Source organism: Methylobacterium carpenticola, from assembly GCF_042748905.1.
Taxonomy (GTDB): domain Bacteria; phylum Pseudomonadota; class Alphaproteobacteria; order Rhizobiales; family Beijerinckiaceae; genus Methylobacterium; species Methylobacterium carpenticola.
The window spans coordinates 4,721,079-4,739,416 of the sequence record NZ_JBHZEO010000001.1 but is presented as its reverse complement, the minus strand read 5'-3'; the positions used below and the strand labels follow the sequence as shown (position 1 = coordinate 4,739,416).

Annotated in this window: 17 protein-coding genes; 10 read left to right on the top strand and 7 right to left on the bottom strand. The window is 71.9% G+C overall.

The features are described 5' to 3' along the window. Window positions 1-56: 56 nt before the first annotated feature. The gene (minC, locus tag ACE101_RS21995) at window positions 57-818 is read right to left on the bottom strand and encodes a septum site-determining protein MinC (RefSeq protein WP_379134085.1); all 762 of its coding nucleotides are present in this window, start codon (window positions 816-818) and stop codon (window positions 57-59) included. 497 nt (window positions 819-1,315) lie between these two features. On the opposite strand from minC, the gene ACE101_RS21990 reads away from it, so the two are divergent. Further along, the gene (locus ACE101_RS21990) at window positions 1,316-1,492 is read left to right on the top strand and encodes a hypothetical protein (RefSeq protein WP_379134082.1); all 177 of its coding nucleotides are present in this window, start codon (window positions 1,316-1,318) and stop codon (window positions 1,490-1,492) included. Window positions 1,493-2,004: 512 nt separating this feature from the next. Here the strand turns inward: ACE101_RS21990 and ftsH are convergent. The 4 genes from ftsH to pal form a co-directional block, all read right to left on the bottom strand. Further along, window positions 2,005-3,927, bottom strand: coding sequence for an ATP-dependent zinc metalloprotease FtsH (gene ftsH / locus ACE101_RS21985; RefSeq protein WP_379134079.1), 1,923 nt, complete (start codon window positions 3,925-3,927; stop codon window positions 2,005-2,007). Between the two features lie 123 nt (window positions 3,928-4,050). Continuing rightward, window positions 4,051-5,082: a tRNA lysidine(34) synthetase TilS gene (gene tilS / locus ACE101_RS21980; RefSeq protein ID WP_379134076.1), complete on the bottom strand. Its 1,032-nt coding sequence runs from the start codon at window positions 5,080-5,082 to the stop codon at window positions 4,051-4,053. Then, the gene (ybgF, locus tag ACE101_RS21975; RefSeq protein ID WP_379134074.1) at window positions 5,079-5,990 is read right to left on the bottom strand and encodes a tol-pal system protein YbgF; all 912 of its coding nucleotides are present in this window, start codon (window positions 5,988-5,990) and stop codon (window positions 5,079-5,081) included. The genes tilS and ybgF overlap by 4 nt, the downstream gene beginning before the upstream one ends. 73 nt (window positions 5,991-6,063) lie before the next feature. Beyond that, window positions 6,064-6,588, bottom strand: coding sequence for a peptidoglycan-associated lipoprotein Pal (gene pal / locus ACE101_RS21970; protein ID WP_379134071.1), 525 nt, complete (start codon window positions 6,586-6,588; stop codon window positions 6,064-6,066). A gap of 368 nt (window positions 6,589-6,956) precedes the next feature. Here pal and ACE101_RS21965 point away from each other — a divergent pair, with 368 nt between their 5' ends. Next, entirely contained in the window at window positions 6,957-7,352 is a 396-nt protein-coding gene (locus ACE101_RS21965) for a response regulator (protein WP_379134068.1), read from the top strand. Window positions 7,353-7,362: 10 nt separating this feature from the next. Here ACE101_RS21965 and ACE101_RS21960 read toward each other — a convergent pair whose 3' ends face one another. Continuing rightward, window positions 7,363-8,376, bottom strand: coding sequence for a WcbI family polysaccharide biosynthesis putative acetyltransferase (locus ACE101_RS21960; RefSeq protein ID WP_379134065.1), 1,014 nt, complete (start codon window positions 8,374-8,376; stop codon window positions 7,363-7,365). Between ACE101_RS21960 and ACE101_RS21955 the strand changes: the two genes are divergently transcribed. The 6 genes from ACE101_RS21955 to ACE101_RS21930 all read left to right on the top strand — a co-directional run bounded on the left by ACE101_RS21955 (window position 8,366) and on the right by ACE101_RS21930 (window position 13,483). Further along, a complete protein-coding gene (locus tag ACE101_RS21955) occupies window positions 8,366-9,433 on the top strand; it encodes a GSCFA domain-containing protein (protein WP_379134062.1) in 1,068 nt (355 codons plus the stop codon). The two genes, ACE101_RS21960 and ACE101_RS21955, sit on opposite strands and share 11 nt — an antisense overlap. A 71-nt stretch (window positions 9,434-9,504) precedes the next feature. Further along, the gene (locus tag ACE101_RS21950) at window positions 9,505-9,678 is read left to right on the top strand and encodes a hypothetical protein (protein ID WP_379134060.1); all 174 of its coding nucleotides are present in this window, start codon (window positions 9,505-9,507) and stop codon (window positions 9,676-9,678) included. A gap of 326 nt (window positions 9,679-10,004) precedes the next feature. Then, window positions 10,005-10,367, top strand: a complete 363-nt coding sequence (locus ACE101_RS21945; protein ID WP_379134058.1) for a DNA-binding transcriptional response regulator — start codon at window positions 10,005-10,007, stop codon at window positions 10,365-10,367. Between the two features lie 151 nt (window positions 10,368-10,518). Then, the gene (locus ACE101_RS21940; RefSeq protein WP_379134056.1) at window positions 10,519-10,962 is read left to right on the top strand and encodes a Ros/MucR family transcriptional regulator; all 444 of its coding nucleotides are present in this window, start codon (window positions 10,519-10,521) and stop codon (window positions 10,960-10,962) included. 392 nt (window positions 10,963-11,354) lie between these two features. Further along, entirely contained in the window at window positions 11,355-12,041 is a 687-nt protein-coding gene (locus ACE101_RS21935) for a winged helix-turn-helix domain-containing protein (protein ID WP_379134053.1), read from the top strand. Beyond that, window positions 12,038-13,483, top strand: a complete 1,446-nt coding sequence (locus tag ACE101_RS21930; RefSeq protein WP_379134051.1) for a sensor histidine kinase — start codon at window positions 12,038-12,040, stop codon at window positions 13,481-13,483. The genes ACE101_RS21935 and ACE101_RS21930 overlap by 4 nt, the downstream gene beginning before the upstream one ends. On the opposite strand, the gene ACE101_RS21925 is transcribed toward ACE101_RS21930, so the two are convergent. Next, window positions 13,462-14,475: a 1-aminocyclopropane-1-carboxylate deaminase gene (locus ACE101_RS21925; RefSeq protein WP_379134048.1), complete on the bottom strand. Its 1,014-nt coding sequence runs from the start codon at window positions 14,473-14,475 to the stop codon at window positions 13,462-13,464. The two genes, ACE101_RS21930 and ACE101_RS21925, sit on opposite strands and share 22 nt — an antisense overlap. Window positions 14,476-14,619: 144 nt before the next feature. Here ACE101_RS21925 and ACE101_RS21920 point away from each other — a divergent pair, with 144 nt between their 5' ends. Together ACE101_RS21920 and ACE101_RS21915 are read left to right on the top strand one after the other, a co-directional pair. After that, entirely contained in the window at window positions 14,620-15,099 is a 480-nt protein-coding gene (locus ACE101_RS21920) for an Lrp/AsnC family transcriptional regulator (protein ID WP_379134046.1), read from the top strand. A gap of 197 nt (window positions 15,100-15,296) precedes the next feature. Then, window positions 15,297-18,227, top strand: coding sequence for a bifunctional [glutamine synthetase] adenylyltransferase/[glutamine synthetase]-adenylyl-L-tyrosine phosphorylase (locus ACE101_RS21915; RefSeq protein ID WP_379134044.1), 2,931 nt, complete (start codon window positions 15,297-15,299; stop codon window positions 18,225-18,227). Window positions 18,228-18,338: the final 111 nt, after the last annotated feature.

Sequence of the window (18,338 nt, the reverse complement as noted above, 5' to 3'; positions counted from 1 at the left end):
GCCGCGCCGACCCCGCGATCGACGAGGGCCGGCGGCCGGAGCCGCCGGCCCTTGTTTCAGTCCAGCGTCGCCATGCGGAGCGCGTCGCGCTCCAGCCAGACCTGCACGGGCTTGCCGCGCAGGCCCGGATCCGTGGTCTCGGCGGTGCGGAAGAGCCCGTCGATGCCGAGCAGTTCGGGCTGGAACTTGCGGCAGTAGATGCGGGCGCGCCGGTTGCCGCCCGCCCCCGCGATGGCCCGGCCGCGCAGGGCGCCGTAAACGTGGATCGAGCCGCCCGCGAGGATCTCGGCGCCCGAGGAGACCGAGCCCATCACGGTGACGTCGCCGTCCGGATGGTAGATGGTCTGCCCGGAGCGCAGCGGCGTCTCCAGCACGAGCGAGCTCGGCTTCGGCTTCTCGGGCGGCGGCGCCATGTCGGCGGGCCGGCCGCCGCTCAGCCGCGGCGGCATCGCCGCCGTGGTCCAGGCCGGCTCGGCCTTCTCGATGCCCATGATCCGGATCCCGCGCCGGTCGAGTTCGGCGAGGAGATGGGAGAGATCGGGCGTCGCCGCGTCGGCTGCGGGTTCCGCGGGGGAGGCCTCGCCGTCGCCCGCGGGCTCCGGCGCTGCGGTGGGGGAGGCCGCCGGCGCAGCGTGCTGCGCGAATCCGGCGACGTCCAGAATCACGGGCCGCTCCGTGAACAGCGTCGGCGACCGCAGGACGAGAGCGTCCAGCTGCGCGAACCATTCGTCGAGGGGCCGCTCCGGCGCGAGCACGAGCGCCCGGAAGGAGCGGCCGCGCAGCGGGAGGGAGGGACGGGTGTGGCTGGTGCTGGTCACGATGCTTGACGAGTTGTTACCTGATCCCATCAAGCCCGCGACATGGTTACCGGCCGGTTAACGGCGTGGTGCCGGAAGCACGATTGCGCAGCGATCATTAACGCTTGCCCGTGACGCCGCATCTCACCCCGGTCGAGCCGCGAGCGGCCGCCTTCCCTTGTTGCGTACAAGTGACAACCCGCCATTTGCAGGCCGTTCAGCAATTCTCCTCATCGCCTTTTAAGGGGAGCCATGACAAGAAAGCCGAGCTGCTCCTTGCGGTTCTCTCGCCATGCTGCCTGCTCCCGACTCTATTTTGATCCAGTACCGCGAAGTGCGGGCTGTTTTGGTGAGTTCTGGCCTCTTCTTCGCGCTGCTTTTCTGTTCGGCCTGGCTCATCTCCTGATATCGCAGTCGAGGCTCACCGACAAAAATCGGGATCTACTCATCGATCTCGGCGTTTCCAGGGGGCTGCGCCGGCATAGGGCCGGTGTGTCGGCCTGGAGATGAGACGTTCGATGAGGAAGATCGCGACACTCAGCGCTGTCCTGATTGTCATCGCGGGCCCGGTTCTGGCGCAGGGACGCCCGGCCGGAAGCTCGGCCGGGGCCGCGGGCAACGCCACCCAGAACAACAAGCCGACCTCCGGAACCACCGGCGGCGGAGCGGGCGGCGCGGGCGGCGGCGGCAAGTAGCCGGGCTGTCCGACCCCGGCAGACGAAGCGGGATGGGCGGGATCCACTCCCGATCGGAGGGGCCACGACGCGGTCTCGACGCATCGGGAGCGGTGCTATGGCGGCCGCGACTTGCCCCCATGCCGAGGTGCTGGGCGGTCTTCGATCGCCGGGAGCGAGCCTCGAAGCACCCCGGAACGATGTGTCCGAGACGCCAATCACTTGAATGACTCTTGGATGAGCGGTCCGGGATGCGTCGAGGGCGCTACGCGCCACGTGAGCATGAGGAGCGGTCTGATACGGTTTCCGGAAGATCACTTTCGGAAACCGTATCACGAGCCCGCGCGGCGCCTGAGCGAGGCCGGTTTCCGCATCGCGAAGCGATCATCCGGAAACCGTATGATTGCCAGATCCGCTCCGCTGATGAGCCGGCGCCCGATATGACGGGCGAGGGGCGTCGCCCGGCTTGGGATAATGAAGAAGGGCGGCGGGATCGCTCCCGCCGCCCTTCTTCGTGCGTCCCCCTGAGCCGATCAGGCCTGGGGTTGGGGCTCGTAGCCGCCGTCGTTCTCCCGCGGCCGGCCGCGGCCGGCGGAGGGCACCGGCGAGCCGCGCGCCGGGGTCGGCGGGTAATCGCCCGTGTCGCGGACCGGCGGCTTGCCGTCGAGCAGGTCGCGGATCTCGTCGCCGCTCAGCGTCTCGTATTCGAGCAGGCCGCGGGCGAGGGCTTCGAGATCGTCCTTGTGCTCGCTCAGGATGCGGCGGGCGTCCTGCAGGCCGGCCTCGACGAGGCGGCGCACCTCCGCGTCGATCTTCTGCGCGGTGGCTTCCGACACGTTCTGCTGCCGGTTGACCTGCATGCCGAGGAAGACCTCGTCGTTGTTCTCGCCGTAGGCCACGGTGCCGAGTTCCGGCGAGAAGCCCCAGCGGGTCACCATCATCCGGGCGAGGCGGGTCGCCTGCTCGATGTCCGACTGGGCGCCCGAGGTCACCTTCTCGGGCCCGAAGATCATCTCCTCGGCGACGCGGCCGCCCATCATGATCGCGAGGCGCGAGGTCATCTGCTCGAAGGACATCGAGAGCTTGTCGCGCTCGGGCAGCTGCATGACCATGCCCAGCGCCCGGCCGCGCGGGATGATCGTCGCCTTATGGACCGGATCGGTCGCCGGCACGTTCAGCGCCACGATGGCGTGGCCGCCCTCGTGATAGGCGGTGAGGCGCTTCTCGTCGTCGGTCATGACCAGGGTGCGCCGCTCGGCGCCCATCATCACCTTGTCCTTCGAGTCCTCGAACTCGTGCATGGTGACGATGCGCTTGCCGCGCCGCGCCGCCAGCAGCGCCGCCTCGTTGACGAGGTTCATCAGGTCCGCGCCCGAGAAGCCGGGCGTGCCGCGGGCGATCACCTTGAGGTCGACGTCCGGAGCCAGCGGCACCTTGCGGACGTGGACGCGCAGGATGCGCTCGCGGCCGATCACGTCCGGGTTCGGCACGATGATCTGGCGGTCGAAGCGGCCCGGGCGCAGGAGCGCGGGGTCGAGCACGTCGGGGCGGTTCGTCGCCGCGATGATGATGATGCCCTCGTTGGCCTCGAAGCCGTCCATCTCCACGAGGAGCTGGTTGAGGGTCTGCTCGCGCTCGTCGTTGCCGCCGCCGAGGCCGGCGCCGCGATGACGGCCGACCGCGTCGATCTCGTCGATGAAGATGATGCAGGGGGCGTTCTTCTTCGCCTGGTCGAACATGTCGCGCACGCGCGAGGCGCCGACGCCCACGAACATCTCGACGAAGTCCGAGCCCGAGATGGTGAAGAACGGCACGTTCGCCTCGCCCGCCACCGCCCGGGCGATCAGGGTCTTACCGGTGCCGGGCGGGCCGACGAGGAGCACGCCGCGCGGGATGCGGCCGCCGAGGCGCTGGAACTTCTGCGGGTCGCGCAGGAACTCCACGATCTCCTGCAGGTCCTCCTTGGCCTCGTCGACACCCGCCACGTCCTCGAAGGTGACGCGGCCATGCGCCTCGGTGAGGAGCTTCGCCTTCGACTTGCCGAAGCCCATGGCGCGGCCGGCACCGGACTGCATCTGGCGCGACAGGAAGATCCAGGCGCCGATGAAGACCAGGATCGGCAGCCAGTTCACGAGGAGCGCGATGAACCACGGGGTGTTGTCCGAGGGCGGCCGGGCCGTGATGGTCACGCCCTTGCTCTGGAGCTTCGACACCAGCGAGGGGTCGTTGGGCGCGTAGGTGGTGAACGTGCCGCCGCCCGTGTAGGTGCCGCTGACCTCCTGCCCCGAGATCACGACGCTCTGGATGCGGCCCGCATCGGCGTCGTTGAGGAGCTGGCTGTAGGCGATCTCGCTGCCGCCGGAGCGATGACCCGGGTTCTGGAACAGGGTCACGAGCGCGAGGACGAGCAGGAAGATGACCACCCACAGGGCGAAATTGCGGAAGTTGGGGTTCATCGAAAAGACATTCCCTGTGGAGCGCGGCGCCACGCAGGCGTGCAGGGATGGCTGCCGACACTCGGACCCCAATGTAGGCGCCACACCCCCCCTTGCCAAGTAAATCGCCCGGGAGGGTTGGGGCTAGGGCGCTCCCCCCCGGTTGGCGCGTCGGAGCGGCTCGGGACGCAGCGCCACGACCCCATCGGATAGGTCGAGGAGGACGCCGCCCAGCGTGAAGCGTGGCCTTTCGCCCGCGGCGATCGCCGGCAGAAGGCGGGTGAAGAGCGCCTCTTCGAGCCGTTCGAGGCGGGCCGGGCGTGAATTCCGGCCCGCGACGGCACCGATCGCGTCGGCGAGCACGCGCAGGGCCACCGCCTCGGGCAGGGCCGCCAAGCCCGCCGCGTCGAGCGCGAGCCCACCGGGCCGCGGCCGGACCAGGGCGGTCCTAGCGGCCTCGGTCGCAGCCCGGAGCGCCGCCTCGTTTCGCCGCAGGCGCTCGGCCAAGCGCGCGAGGCGCGCCGCCGTCAGCCCCTCGGATTCGAGGAGCGGCAGCACGCGCCGCAGGCGTCCCCGGGCGAAGCGGGGATCGGCGTTGCCCGGATCGGTGACGAAGGGCCAGCCCCGTGCCGTGCAGGTCGCCACCAGCCGGGCCTTCGGCAGGTCGAGGAAGGGACGCGCGAGGAGGAGGCCGTCGAGATGCCGCACGGGCTCGATGCCGCCGAGCCCGGCCGGTCCCGAGCCGGCGCAGAGCCGCATCAGGACGGTCTCGGCTTGGTCGTCCAGGGTATGGGCGGTGAGGAGGGCGGCGGCGCCGCGCTCACGGGCGAGCCCGACGAGGAGGTCGTAGCGGGCCGCCCGGGCCGCCTCCTGCAGGCGCGAGCGCGGCTTGTCCCCGCGCCAGACGAGGGTTCGGTGAGGGAGGCCGAGATCCGCGGCGAGCGCCGCCACGGCCTGCGCCTCGGCGGCGGCTTCGGGCCGCAGCCCGTGATCCACGGTGGCGACGATCACCGGAATCCGGGGGCCCACCAGCGCCGCGCCGCCCATCAGGGCGGTCGAATCCGGCCCTCCCGACACGGCGAGCACGACGCCGCCCGCTCGGGACCCGATCCCGAGCCAGGGATCGAGCCGGCGCGCGATCTCCTCCGGGTCGAGCGGCCGGGCCGCCGCGGTCACGCGGCGCAGCGCGCCCGCTTCTGCTCGCGGTCGACGCCCTGCTTCACGGCGGCGGAGGCCTGCGGGAACTTGCGCTCCAGCTCGGCGAGGGTGGCGCAGGCCTGCTCGCGGGCGCCGAGCGCGTTGAGGGAGGCGCCGAGCTTCAGCATGGCATCGGGCGCCTTGCGGGAGCGGGCATAATCGGTCGAGACCTTCAGGAACTGCTCGGCGGCCTCGCGGGTGCGGTTGCGCTGCAGGTAGGTCTCGCCGAGCCAGTAGGTGGCGTCCGGCACCAGGGTGTCGCGGGGATGCGACTGGATGAACTGGCGCAGGCTCATCTCGGCCTGCTCGTACTGGCGCTGCAGGACGTAGGCGTAGGCCATCTCGTAATCCGCCTTGGCATCGCCGCTGCCGGTCGCCGCCACGCTCTCGCGGGGGCGGACCGGGGCCGCGGGCACCCGGCTCGGCGCGAGGTCGACGGGCTCGCCGTAGGGCGGCACCGGCTCTTCCAGGGCGGCGGCGGGCGGCGAGAGGGCCGCGGTGGTGTTCGGGGTCGCGGGCGCCGCCGCGGCGGCCCGCGGCGCGGAGGGCGTCGTCGTGCCGAGCGGCAGCGGCGCCCCGGGCGCGCCGGGCGCCTGGCTCGGGTCGAAGGCGTCGCTGCGCTTGCCCGGCTTGGCCGCGGCCGCCGGAGCGGCGGGGCGGGCGCCCTTGCTCTCCTGGAAGCGGTACTCGACGTCCTCCTGGAACTTGCGCAGCTGCTCCTTGAGCTGCCGGTTCTCGTACTGGAGGGTCTCGATCTGGCCCGCCATCTGGCGGGACTGGTTCTCCAGGCGGTTGAGCCGCACGACGAGGTCGGCGGCGTCCTGGGCCCTCCCGGGCAGTGTCGCGGCGAGAAGGAGACCGGTGACGAGGATCAGGCGGCGGAGCATGGCGGCACGTTCGGCAGGCGCGGGGCGCCGCGATAGCAGATCTGCCCCCTCGCGGCAAAACGGGGGCGGGCTCTCACGAGCCCGCGCCGCCGTCGAGCACCGTGACGGCCCGGCGGTTCTGCGACCAGCACGAGATGTCGTTGCAGACCGCCACCGGGCGCTCCTTGCCGTAGGACACGGTGCGCACGCGCGAGCCGGCGATGCCCCGCGAGGCCAGGTAGTCCCGCACCGCCTGGGCGCGGCGGGCGCCGAGCGAGAAATTGTACTCGCGGGTGCCGCGCTCGTCCGCGTGTCCCTCGATCAGGAACGTGTAGCGCGGATAGCGCGAGAGCCACTGGGCCTGCTTGTCGAGGGTGGCGGTGGCGGTGGGGGTCAGGTCCGTCGAATCGGACTCGAAGAACACCCGGTCGCCGACATTGACGACGAAATCCTGGGCGCTCCCGGGCGTGGCGGCCCCGCCGTAGCCCCCGGCTCCGCCGCCCGCGAGGGCGGAGGCATCCGCGAGATCCTTGTTCGACGAGCAGGCGGCGATCGACAGGGCGAGACCGACCGCGACGGCGGCCCTGAGCACGCGCGACGAGGCGAGCGGCAGCGACATCGATGGTACTCCTCTGACGGGGCGCGAACGCAGCCCCGCCGCGACTTGCGACATCCTCTAGGTCCCGGCCGGTTAAGCGAAGGTTCCGTCAACCTTGACGGCGCCTTGCGGCGGGGGCTCGCGGGGCGCTCCGCCCCGGAAACCATCTGCGAAGGTTAATCAGCGGTGAATTGCGGCCACGCTGCGGCGCCGGCCCGGGTCGATGCCGGAAGCGCCGGCGTGTTGCGGTGCAGCAACGGTCGCCGTGCCCCGGGACGGCCGCGTCGGCCACCGCCCAGCGCCGCGCCCCGGCAACGGTTGCGCACCATCTCATCAGCGTTCCTTAACCCTTACCGGTAACCCTGACGGCGTCCGAGTGAGACCGACGCATGGCCGCGAACCCCCACCGCCCGATGAGCGTCCTCATCGTCGAGGACAATTACCTGCTGCTCGAGATGCTGACCGCGGTCTTCGCGCAGGAGGGCCTCAATTCCCTCGCGGCGTCGAGCGGGGAGGCCGCCCTCACCCTGCTGCGGCGGCACGGCCCCGCGGTGGACTGGCTGTTCACCGACATCCGGCTGCCGGGCCTGATCGATGGCTTCGACGTCGCCGAGGCCTACCGGGCGCTGCATCCCGCCCGCCCGGCGGTGTTCTCCTCGACCCTGATCCACATCGATCCGCGCCGCATCCAGGGCGGCATCGTGCTCCAGAAGCCGTTCGAGCTCGACGACGTGGTCGGCCTCGCGCGGATGATGCGGGGCGAGGTGGATCAGCGCTGCGCCTGAGCGCGGCGCCTCACGCCGCCGCGAACAGCGCCCGCAGCCCGGCATCCGCCGCCCAGGTCTCCAGCCGCACGCCGGTGAGCCGCGCGCGCGGCAGGCCGCGATAGATGCGGAAGGAGGCGGCGACGAAGGCGGGCAGGTCGTAGAGGTCCGGCAGGGCCGCGCCGCTGGCCTTGCCCTTGAACAGGTAGGAGCCGGCCACGCCGTAGCGCTCGGCCAGCGGCGGATAGACCGGCCAGACCACGTCGCGCAGGAGGTCGTCGGCGAGGTAGGTCTCCGGATCGACGTCGCGCACCGGCAGGCCTGCCTCGGCGAGGAGGCGCCGGGCGATGTCCCCGAGCACGAAGAGCTTCGGGTGGTTGACGTTGAGCATGAAGCAGCCCCGCCGGCTCCAGAGCAGGAGTTCCCGGTCGAGGGGGAAGCCCTCCTCCGCCGCGGCGTCGCGCATCGCCCGCGCCGCACCGTCCCAGATGTCGAGATAGCCGAGCCGCGCGAACACCTCCTCGCGGAACAGGCCCGTGGTGCGCGCCTCGTCGAGGCCGCACAGGAACCCGAAGGCCGCGATCGCCGAGTGGTAGAGGCCGAGCGGGGAGGGGACCAGGGCCGCATCCTCGCCGACATAGATCGTGTCCGGGTGGAAGCCCGGGAAGACGAGGGTCGGGAACAGGCGGGTCTGCGGCAGCCGCGCCCGCAGGGCCGCGACCCCGCCCGGCAGAACGGCATCGGGGAAGGACTGGGAAAGGACGAGGTCGCTGCCGCGCAAGTCCTCCGCCAGGGCGTCCGCATCCCGGGCGATGCGGCGCAGCCGGCCCGTGGGCAGCAGCCTGACCCGGCTCCCCGGGCAGAGGAGGCCGAGCGCCGCCGCGAGGCCGCGGCCCTGGCAATTGCCGATCACCGCGATGCGCGGGCCCGGAGCCTCGGCGGGCCCTGACCGGCGCTCCCGCCACGGTACGGCCCAGGATCGGAGGGAGAACAGCGTGCGGACCAGGGGCCGCGGAGGCGAGACGAGGGTCGAAATGGCGCACAATCCCTATGCGGACCTGCCGGATGAGCGGTTCTGGCGGCGGGCCGTCGCGGGCGTGCCGCCCTTCGCGCTCGATCCGCGCCCCGCCACGCCGTTCCCGATCACCCCGGCCGACCGGGTGGCGACCGCGGGCAGCTGCTTTGCCCAGCGCGTGGCCCAGGCCCTGCGCGACGCCGGCTACCACTACTACATCACGGAAGCCGCGCCACCCGGCCTCGCGGCGCAGGAGGCCGAGGCGCGCCAGTACGGCACCTACTCGGCCCGCTACGGCAACCTCTACACGCCGCGGCAATTCGTGCAGCTCTTCGACCGGGCCTACGGCGCCTTCGTGCCCGCCCTCGACGCCTGGACCCGGGCGGACGGACGCTTCGTCGACCCGTTCCGCCCGACCATCGAGCCCGCGGGCTTTCCCGACCGGGAGGCGGTGGCGAGCGCCCGCGCGGCGCATCTCGCGCAGGTGCGGACGCTGTTCGAGACCCTCGACGTCTTCGTGCTGACCCTCGGCCAGACCGAGGGCTGGCGCCACCGCGCGGACGGGGCGGCCCTGCCGCTGGCGCCCGGGGTCGCGGGCGGGGTCTACGATCCGGAGGCCTATCACCTCGTCAATGCCGGGGCGGCGGAGGCGACGGCGGACCTGCGCGGCTTCCTCGACCGCCTGCGCGGCGTCAATCCGGAGGCGCGGGTCATCGTCACGGTCTCGCCGGTGCCGATGATCGCCACCGGCATCCCCCGCCACGTCCTCGTCTCGAACACCTACACCAAGGCGGTGTTGCGGGTCGCCGCCGAGGAGGCGATCGCGGGGGATGCGCGGGCGGTGTACTTCCCGTCCTACGAGATCGTCACCGGCGGCCAGAACGCCGCCCGCTACTACGCCGAGGATCAGCGCTCGGTCACGCCGGCGGGGATCCGCCACGTCATGCGCTGCTTCCTCGCCGCCTTCACCCCGGGGGCGGCCGCGCCGAGCGGGGCTCTCGCCGGCGAGGCCGTCACCGGGGCCGAGTTCGCCCGGACCCGCGGCGTGATCTGCGACGAGGAGGAGATCGAGCGCAGCCTCGCCTGAGGGTTTCCCGGCCCGCGCGGGATCTTCCGGCGGCTCCGCGCGATGTCCTCGCGGACATGAGGAAGCCGGCCATGAACCTCGAAGAGCCCGTGCGCAAGGCGATCCTGGCGGAGCTGGAGCGGCAGGCCGCCGCCGGGCGCCTGACGCTCGATGCCTCAGGATCGGGACCGATCCGCCTCGACGGCCGGGTCGACCTCGACGAACTGGTGATGGCCGTCCTCGGCGCCCTCGCGGGCGGTCCCTGAGGCCTTGTCCGGCCGTCCGAGCGGCGGCTTCATCACATCGTCGAGGGGGTTGTGCCGGTGCTCCGCGAGGGGCGCGTCGTCGCCGACCTCGTGACGGTCGAGGCCGGACCCGCCGCTGCCCTCGCCCGCCGAATCGCCGAAATCCCTGCCGTCCGCCGGATCCCGATCGTCCGGGCGCGCGCCGTTCGTGGTCGCCATCTCACAGTCTCCGTTCGGGCCTGTCGTCTCCCTGCGTTCTGCCGAATCGGCGGGGCCCACAATGACCTGCGTGAAAGACCAGCCGCCGCGCCCGCATCAAACCCCCATGCTCACCGGAAAGGGGCTGGATGATACCCGACACGCGGTTCTTCTATCGGGTGGTCCTGCTGCTGACGCCCGATCCGTGGCTGCGCGCGCAGCTCGGCGGAACGCTCGAGGATCTCGGCTGCCTCGTCCAGCCCTTCGCCCGGGAGGCCGACGCCCTGATCTGGGCGCAGGACGAGATCGCCGACGTGGCGATGGTGGACCGCCTCGCGGGCGGCGGGCACGGCGTCGCGCTCGCGGCCCAGCTGCGCCACGAGGGCATCCCGGTGGTGTTCTTCGACGGCTACGACGCCGATCGCCGCCTGCTCAGCGCCGAACCGCCGGAGCATCCGGGCCTGCCGCGCCGCGCGCCGCTGGCGGACATTCTCGAAGCTTGCTTGGCTTGAGGTCAAGACAATTGGCCGCCACCTGCCGCAGGGAACATGCGAAATGCGATTTCGCGCCATTTTCATTCGGTAAGGAATGACGCAGTTTAATCAGTCGTGTTAACTTTGGCTTCCCTGGCGGATCCCCGCCTTCGGCAAGGCCTAACGTCTCATGCATTCGACTAATCCGAACGCCGGCAAGCTCGCCGCGCTGACGGCTGACATCGCGACCGCTTATCTCAGTCATCATCACCTTCAGGCCAGCGAACTGCCCCGCCTCCTCGCGGAGATCCACACCGCCCTGCGCAGTGCGGCCCAGGGCAAGGCCGCGCCGGCCCGGCCTCCGAAGCCGACGCCCCAGGAGATCCGGCGCTCGATCACGCACGAGGCGCTGATCAGTTTCGAGGACGGCAAATCCTACAAGACGCTGCGCCGCCATCTCACCCGGCTCGGCCTGACGCCGGAAACCTACCGGGAGAAGTGGGGCCTGCCGCCCGACTATCCGATGACCTGCGCCGATTACTCGAAGCGCCGCTCGGAACTCGCCCGCGCGCTCACCCTCGGCCTGCCGATCGGCAAACCGTCCGCGCAGGATGCCGGCCCGTCCGACGCCTGAAACGGATCCCGGACCCCGAAACGTCCGAGCCGCCGGGCCTGCGAGGCGCGGGCACGCCCGAAGCGGGCGGCCCGCCTTACCGGATTGTCATGTTCCGGAGACGCGGGCGTAAGCCACGCGGGTGCATCACTGAGGATGTCGCCGGGCGCGGTCGGGACCTTTCATCCCCCGGGCTCCCCCGCCCCGGCCCCGAGGGCCGGACCGTCGGATCCATCGTCGCCCCCCAGGACGATCCGCCGGTCTCCGCCGCGGCAGGTCGGGCTCTTCCTCGCCCGGCCTGCCGTCCTCGAGCGAGGCGAACCCGACGTGCCGTGTGCCGCGCCCCCGGCCGGCACGTCGGGGCGGGCCCTGCCCGGGGCGCCGCCGCTCAAGTTCGGTTAGTATCGCGTGCCATGCGCCTCCTGATCATCGAGGACGACCGCGAGGCGGCGTCCTACCTCTCCAAAGCCTTCCGCGAAGCCGGCCACGTGGCGGATCTCGCCGCCGACGGGCTCGACGGCTACGCGCTCGCCCGCGAGGGCGACTACGACGTCCTCGTCGTGGACCGCATGCTGCCCAAGCTCGACGGGCTGTCGCTGATCCGATCCCTGCGCGAGCAGGGGGTGCAGACGCCGGTGCTGATCCTCTCGGCGCTGGGGCAGGTCGACGACCGGGTGAAGGGCCTGCGCGCGGGCGGCGACGACTACCTGCCCAAGCCCTACGCCTTCTCGGAACTCCTCGCCCGGATCGAGGTGCTGGCCCGTCGCCGCGGGGGCGGGGCGGGCGAGCCCACCGCCTACCGGGTCGGCGACCTCGAACTCGACCGGCTGTCGCACCGCGTCACCCGCGGCGGCCAGGAGATCGTGCTCCAGCCGCGCGAGTTCCGCCTGCTCGAATACCTGATGCGCCATGCCGGGCAGGTCGTCACCCGCACGATGCTGCTGGAGCACGTCTGGGACTACCATTTCGACCCGCAGACCAACGTCATCGACGTCCACGTCTCGCGCCTGCGCGCCAAGGTGGACAAGGGCTTCGACCGGCCGATGATCCACACGGTGCGGGGGGCAGGCTACATGGTCCGGGCCGGCGGGGACGGGTGAGCGCCCGGCCGCCCGCGCCGGAGAGCCTGCCGACGCGCCTCCTCACCCTGTTCCGCACCACCGCGTTCAAGCTGTCGCTGGCCTATCTTCTGGTCTTCGCGGCCTTCGCGTTCTTCGCCCTCGGCTACGTGGCCTGGAACGCCCGGCAGGTGCTCGACGACCAGATCGTCTCGACCATCGAGGCGGAGATCAGCGGGCTGTCCGATCAGTACGCGGCGGGCGGCATCCGGCGCCTCGTGAGCGTGGTGGAGCGGCGCTCCCGCGAACCCGGCGCCTCGCTCTACCTCGTGACCACGCCCGCCGGGGAGCACGTGGTCGGCAACGTCGAATCGCTGCCGGCGGGCCTCCTCGCCGCGCCCGGCCAGACCGAGACGGCCTATGGCCGTGGCACCGACGGCGAGCGGCTCGACCACCGGGCGATCGTGCGCATCTTCACCCTGCCCGGGGGATTCCGGCTGCTCGTCGGGCGCGACGTCGAGGAGCGCGACCGCCTGCGCGCCGTGATCGCCCGGGCCTTCGCATGGTCGCTGATGCTGGTGGTGGGCCTCGGCTTCGTCGGCAGCCTGTTCATCGCCCAGCGCGTGCTCAAGCGCGTCGATGCCATGACGGAGATCACGCGCGGCATCATGGCGGGCGACCTCGACGGGCGCCTGTCGCTCGCCGGGACCGGCGACGAGCTCGACCGTCTGGCCCAGAACCTCAACGCCATGCTGGACCGCATCGGCGAGCTGATGCGCGGCCTGCGCGAGGTCTCGGACAACATCGCCCACGACCTGAAGACGCCGCTGACGCGCCTGCGCAACAAGGCCGACGAGGCCCTGCGCACGGCGGACGATCCCGACACCCTGCGGGCCGCCCTCGAAGCCAATATCGAGGAGAGCGACAACCTGATCCGGGTCTTCAACGCGCTCCTGATGATCGCGCGCCTCGAAGCCGGGGGCACCCGGGAGACCCTCGCCGATTTCGATGCCGGGGCGGTGGCCCTCGAAGTCGCGGAACTCTACGAGGCGGTGGCCGAGGAGCGCGGCGTGACGCTTCGCACCGAGATCGCCACCGGGCTCGCGGTGCATGGCAGCCGCGAGCTGATCGGACAGGCGATCGCGAACCTGATCGACAACGCCCTCAAGTACGGGGCCGAGGCCGCCGAGCCGGTCGTCACGGTGTCGGCCCGGCGGGAGGGCGGCACGATCCGCCTCGCGGTCGCCGATCGCGGGCCGGGCATCCCGGCGGCGGAGCGCGGCCGGGTGCTGGAGCGCTTCGTGCGCCTGGAGACGGCGCGCTCGCGTCCGGGCTTCGGCCTCGGCCTCAGCCTCGTCAACGCGGTCGCCCGCCTCCACCTCGGCGCCTTCCTGCTGGAGGACAACGCGCCGGGGCTGCGGGCGGTGCTGAGCCTGCCCGCTTCCGCGGCCGCCGTTTCCGCTCAGCCGTTGCGGAAGGCGTAGCCGTAGCCGTTGAGGGCCGGCGCGCCGCCGAGATGGGCGTAGAGCACCTTCGAGCCGGCGGGGAAGAAGCCCTTGCGCACGAGGTCGATCATGCCCTGCATGGACTTGCCCTCGTAGACCGGGTCCGTGATCATGCCTTCGAGCCGGGCGCAGAGGCGGATCGCCTCCTTGGTCTCGGCGGAGGGCACGCCGTAGATCGGGTAGGCGTAATCCTCGTTCAGCACCACGTCGTCGGCCGAGAGTTCGCGGCCGAGTTCCACCAGCTCGGCGGTGCGGCGGGCGATCTCGAGCACCTGCGACTTGGTCTGGGCCGGCGTCGCCGAGGCGTCGATGCCGATCACCCGGCGCTCGCGGCCGTCCTTGGCGAAGCCCACCAGCATGCCCGCATGGGTCGAGCCGGTGACCGTGCAGACCACGATGTAGTCGAAGGTGACGCCGAGTTCGCGCTCCTGCGCCCGCACCTCCTCGGCGAAGCCGACATAGCCGAGGCCGCCGAACTTGTGCACCGAGGCGCCGGCGGGAATCGCGTAGGGCTTGCCGCCCTTGGCCTTCACGTCGTCGATGGCTTCCTGCCAGCTCTGGCGGATGCCGATGTCGAAGCCGTCATCCACGAGGCGCACGTCGGCCCCCATGATGCGGCTCAGCATGATGTTGCCGACCCGGTCGTAGACCGCGTCCTCGTGCGGCACCCAGGCCTCCTGCACGAGCCGGCAGTTCATGCCGATCTTCGCCGCCACCGCGGCCACCATGCGGGTGTGGTTCGACTGCACGCCGCCGATCGAGACCAGCGTGTCGGCGCCCGAGGCGATCGCGTCCGGCACGATGTATTCGAGCTTGCGCAGCTTGTTGCCACCGAAGGCGAGGCCGGAATTGCAATCCTCGCGCTTGGCGTAGAGCTCGACCTCGCCCCCGAGATGGGCGGAGAGACGCGACAGCCGCTCGATCGGCGTCGGCCCGAAGGTCAGCGGGTAGCGTTCGAATTTCGAGAGCACGGTCGGATCTCCGGATCAGCGAGGAAGCGGAGGCAAGCTAGCAGCGATCGCCTGAAAGGTGCTCTCGAACTGCGCGCTGCCGGTGCCGCGTTCGCGCCGTGATCGGCCGTGCTATGATCAAATCCATCAGGAGAATGCCATCCGATGGAAGATCCTTCCGAAGGCCAGGGGCTCGACCGCATCGACGTGCGGATCCTGCGCCTCCTCCAAGAGAACGGCCGGCTCTCGAATGCCGAACTGGCCCAGCGGGTGAATCTCAGTCCGGCCACCTGCCACCGGCGCACGCAGCGGCTGTTCCGGGACGGCGCCATCGCGGCGGTGCGCGCCATGGTGGCGCCGCGGGCGGTGGGGCGCGGGGCGCTCGTGATGGTGGGCGTGGTGCTCGACCGCTCGACGCCCGAGAGCTTCGCCACCTTCGAGCGGGCGGTGGTCTCCCTCGGCTTCGTGCTCGATTGCCACCTCGTGGCGGGTGATTTCGACTACGTCCTCAAGATCCGGGTCGGCGACATGGCCGATTTCAACCGCCTGCACGGCGAGAAGCTGATCGCGCTTCCGGGCGTGCGCCAGACCCGCACCTTCTTCGTGATGAAGGAGGTGATCGACAACGCGCCGCTGGATTTCTGAGCCGCTCCCGGGCGGTTGTCCCGGCTGCCGGATCGTGCGACCACCGGGGCCAAGGGGCGCGACAGCCCTGAGCATCATTCCGCCGGCCGCTGCGACCGGTGCCGAAACGGTTACCGGTTTGGCGGTGAAAATGATGCGAAATCAAGAAGTTCAGCAGAATTGCTCCATGCCGTTCTGCTTAGACGGGAGGCCGCGCGATGTCAGCCCCGCTCCTCGACCGGATCCGAGCCGCCCCGCTTCTCTCGGATGCCGAGCGGGCGCGCGACCGCCTCGCCGACCTGCTGCCGGCCCTCGACGCCGAGCCGGAGCATGCGGGCCTCGCCGCGTCCCTGCGCAGCGATGGCCCGGTGCGCGCCCTGACGCTGGGCCTCGCCGACCACTCGCCCTTCCTCTGGGGGCTGATCGCCCGCGAGCCCGGCCGCTTCGCGCGCCTCCTCGCCCAGCCGCCCGAGGCGGCCCATGCCGATCTCGTCGCCGCCCAATGGGGCGCGGGTGCCGCTGGCACGCCGCGGGACGCGGTCGGCCGTGCTCTCCGTCGCAACCGGGCCGCGCACGCGCTCCTGGTTGCCCTCGCGGATATCGGTGGGGTCTGGTCGGTGGAGGCGGTGACGGCGGCCCTGTCCGACTTCGCCGACGCCTCGGTGCGGGGCGCGCTGGATGCGGTGCTGCACGAGGCGGCCGGCACGGGCCGGTTCCGGCCGCGCGATCCCGAGGCGCCGCAGGCGGAAAGCGGGATCATCGTGCTCGGCATGGGCAAGCACGGGGCGGGCGAGCTCAACTATTCGAGCGACATCGACCTCATCGTGTTCTTCGACCCCGCGGCCGCGCCCCTGCGCGAGGGCATCGAGGCCACGCCCTTCTTCAGCCGGCTCGCCCAGGGCCTCGCCAAGCTGCTGCAGGAGCGCACCGCGGACGGCTACGTCCACCGGGTGGATTACCGGCTGCGGCCCGATCCGGGCGCCACCCCGACCGCGCTCTCCCTCGATTCCGCCTTCACCTATTACGAGACGGTGGGCCAGAACTGGGAGCGCGCCGCCTTCATCAAGGCCCGGCCCGTGGCCGGCGACATCCCGCTCGGCGAGCGCTTCCTCGCCGAGCTGCGGCCCTTCGTCTGGCGCAAGTACTTCGATTTCGCGGCCATCGCCGACGTGCACGCCATGAAGCGGCAGATCCACGCGGTGCGCGGCCACGGGGCCATCGCGGTGGCAGGCCACGACATCAAGCTCGGGCGCGGCGGTATCCGCGAGGTCGAGTTCTTCGTGCAGACGCAGCAGCTCGTCTTCGGCGGGCGCCGCCCCTCCCTGCGCGGCCAGCGCACCCTCGACATGCTGCCCGCCCTCCATACCGAGGGCTGGATCACCCCGCAGGCCCGCGACGAACTCGCCGAGGCCTACCGGTTCCTGCGCACCATCGAGCATCGCTTGCAGATGGTTGCCGACGAGCAGACCCAACGCCTGCCCGAGGATCCCGAGCGCCTCGCCCGCTTCGCACGCTTCTGCGGCTACCGGGACGCGGAGGCGCTCGGGGCGGCCTTGGTCGCGCAGGCCAAGCGCGTGCAGGGGCATTACGCCCTGCTGTTCGAGGCGGGGCCCGATCTCTCGGCGGAGATGGGCGACCTCGTCTTCACCGGGGCGGAGGACGATCCGGCGACGCTCGCCACCCTGCGCGGCCTCGGCTTCCGCAACCCGGAACAGGCGACCGAGACGGTGCGCGGCTGGCATCACGGGCGGCGGCCGGCCGTGACGAGCCCGCGGGCCCGCGAGGTGCTGACCGAACTCGTCCCGGCCCTGCTCCAGGCGCTCGGAGGCACGGCGGATCCGGACGGGGCCCTCGCCGCCCTCGACCACGCCTTCGGCCGCATGCCGGCGGCGGTCGAACTCCTCACCATCCTGCGCTCGCACGAGCGCCTGCGGCTGCTCTTCGCCGACCTCCTCGGCACGGCGCCGCGCCTGGCCGAGACCGTGGCCTACAGTCCCCACGTCCTCGACGCGGTGATCGACCCGGCCTTCGTCGAGCCCGTCACCGACGAGCCGGCGCTCGCCGCGCAGATGCGCCGCCTGATCGGCGCCCCTCCCGCCTTCGAGGACTTCCTCGACCGGTTGCGCGACGCCGCCCGGCAGATGCGCTTCGTCACCGGGGCGCGTCTGCTCTCCGGCATCCTGCCGCCCGCCGGCGCGGGACGGGCCTACGCGGCCATCGCCGAGCGAGCCGTCGCCGAGGCGCTCGCCGCCGTGCAGGACGCCTTCGCGATCGAACACGGGCGGGTGCGGGGCGCACGGGTCGCGGTGCTCGGGCTCGGGCGGCTCGGCTCGCGCCAGCTCACCGCCGAATCCGATCTCGATCTCGTCGTCCTGTACGATTTCGACCCGCAGGACCGCGAGAGCGACGGGCGGCGCCCTCTCGACGCGGCCGTCTATCACAACCGCCTCGCCCAGCGTCTCGTGGCGGCGCTGACGGTGCCGACCCGGCGCGGGCATCTCTACGAGGTGGATCTGCGCCTGCGCCCGAGCGGCGGGCAGGGGCCGGTGGCCGGGCAATGGCCGCGCTTCGTGCCCTACCAGCGCGAGGAGGCGGGATTGTGGGAGCACATGGCGCTCACCCGCGCCCGGGTGCTCGCGGGCGATCCCGGCCTCGGCGCCGAGATCGCGGCCGCCGTCGCGGAGATCCTGCAGAGCCCGCGCGACCCTGCCGCGGTGAGCCGGGAGGTGCGCGAGATGCGTGCCCTCATCACCCGCGAGAAGGGGGATGGCGGCGCCCACGACCTCAAGCTGGCGCCGGGCGGCCTGCTCGACCTCGACTTCCTGGCGCAGGGCCTCGTCCTGACCCACGCGGCGGCGCATCCGGGCCTGATCGGCCGCGACGCGCCCGCGGTCTTCGCCGAGGCGGGGGCGCTCGGGCTCATCCCCGAGGGGGCCGCGGAGGCGCTGACCACGGCCTACCGCCTTCTCGATGACGTCCACCACTGGCAGCGGCTGATGGTGGAGGGACCCTTCGAGAAGGGCGCCGCTCCCGCCACCCGCGCGCGCCTCGCCGCCGCGGCGGGCCTGCCGGACGAGGCGGCCCTGCTCGCCCGGCTCGCGGAGGCGCGTGCGGAAGTGCGGGGGTGGTGGGAGCGGCTGATCGGGTGAGGGCGGCGCGTTGAGCCGTGCCGATCCGGCCGATCGGATGATCCGACGGCGACCATGGTCATTCCCGATCTCGAGGATGGGCTGGCGAGCCGGCTGCGGCAGCGGGCCGAA

Bases quoted from the DNA above. Each gene is read 5' to 3' on its own strand.
- ACE101_RS21990 (WP_379134082.1), top strand. From the start codon at position 1,316: ATGAGGAAGATCGCGACACTCAGCGCTGTCCTGATTGTCATCGCGGGC.
- ftsH (WP_379134079.1), bottom strand. From the start codon at position 3,927: ATGAACCCCAACTTCCGCAATTTCGCCCTGTGGGTGGTCATCTTCCTG.
- ybgF (WP_379134074.1), bottom strand. From the start codon at position 5,990: ATGCTCCGCCGCCTGATCCTCGTCACCGGTCTCCTTCTCGCCGCGACA.
- pal (WP_379134071.1), bottom strand. From the start codon at position 6,588: ATGTCGCTGCCGCTCGCCTCGTCGCGCGTGCTCAGGGCCGCCGTCGCG.
- ACE101_RS21965 (WP_379134068.1), top strand. From the start codon at position 6,957: ATGGCCGCGAACCCCCACCGCCCGATGAGCGTCCTCATCGTCGAGGAC.
- ACE101_RS21955 (WP_379134062.1), top strand. From the start codon at position 8,366: ATGGCGCACAATCCCTATGCGGACCTGCCGGATGAGCGGTTCTGGCGG.
- ACE101_RS21950 (WP_379134060.1), top strand. From the start codon at position 9,505: ATGAACCTCGAAGAGCCCGTGCGCAAGGCGATCCTGGCGGAGCTGGAG.
- ACE101_RS21945 (WP_379134058.1), top strand. From the start codon at position 10,005: ATGATACCCGACACGCGGTTCTTCTATCGGGTGGTCCTGCTGCTGACG.
- ACE101_RS21940 (WP_379134056.1), top strand. From the start codon at position 10,519: ATGCATTCGACTAATCCGAACGCCGGCAAGCTCGCCGCGCTGACGGCT.
- ACE101_RS21935 (WP_379134053.1), top strand. From the start codon at position 11,355: ATGCGCCTCCTGATCATCGAGGACGACCGCGAGGCGGCGTCCTACCTC.
- ACE101_RS21920 (WP_379134046.1), top strand. From the start codon at position 14,620: ATGGAAGATCCTTCCGAAGGCCAGGGGCTCGACCGCATCGACGTGCGG.
- ACE101_RS21915 (WP_379134044.1), top strand. From the start codon at position 15,297: ATGTCAGCCCCGCTCCTCGACCGGATCCGAGCCGCCCCGCTTCTCTCG.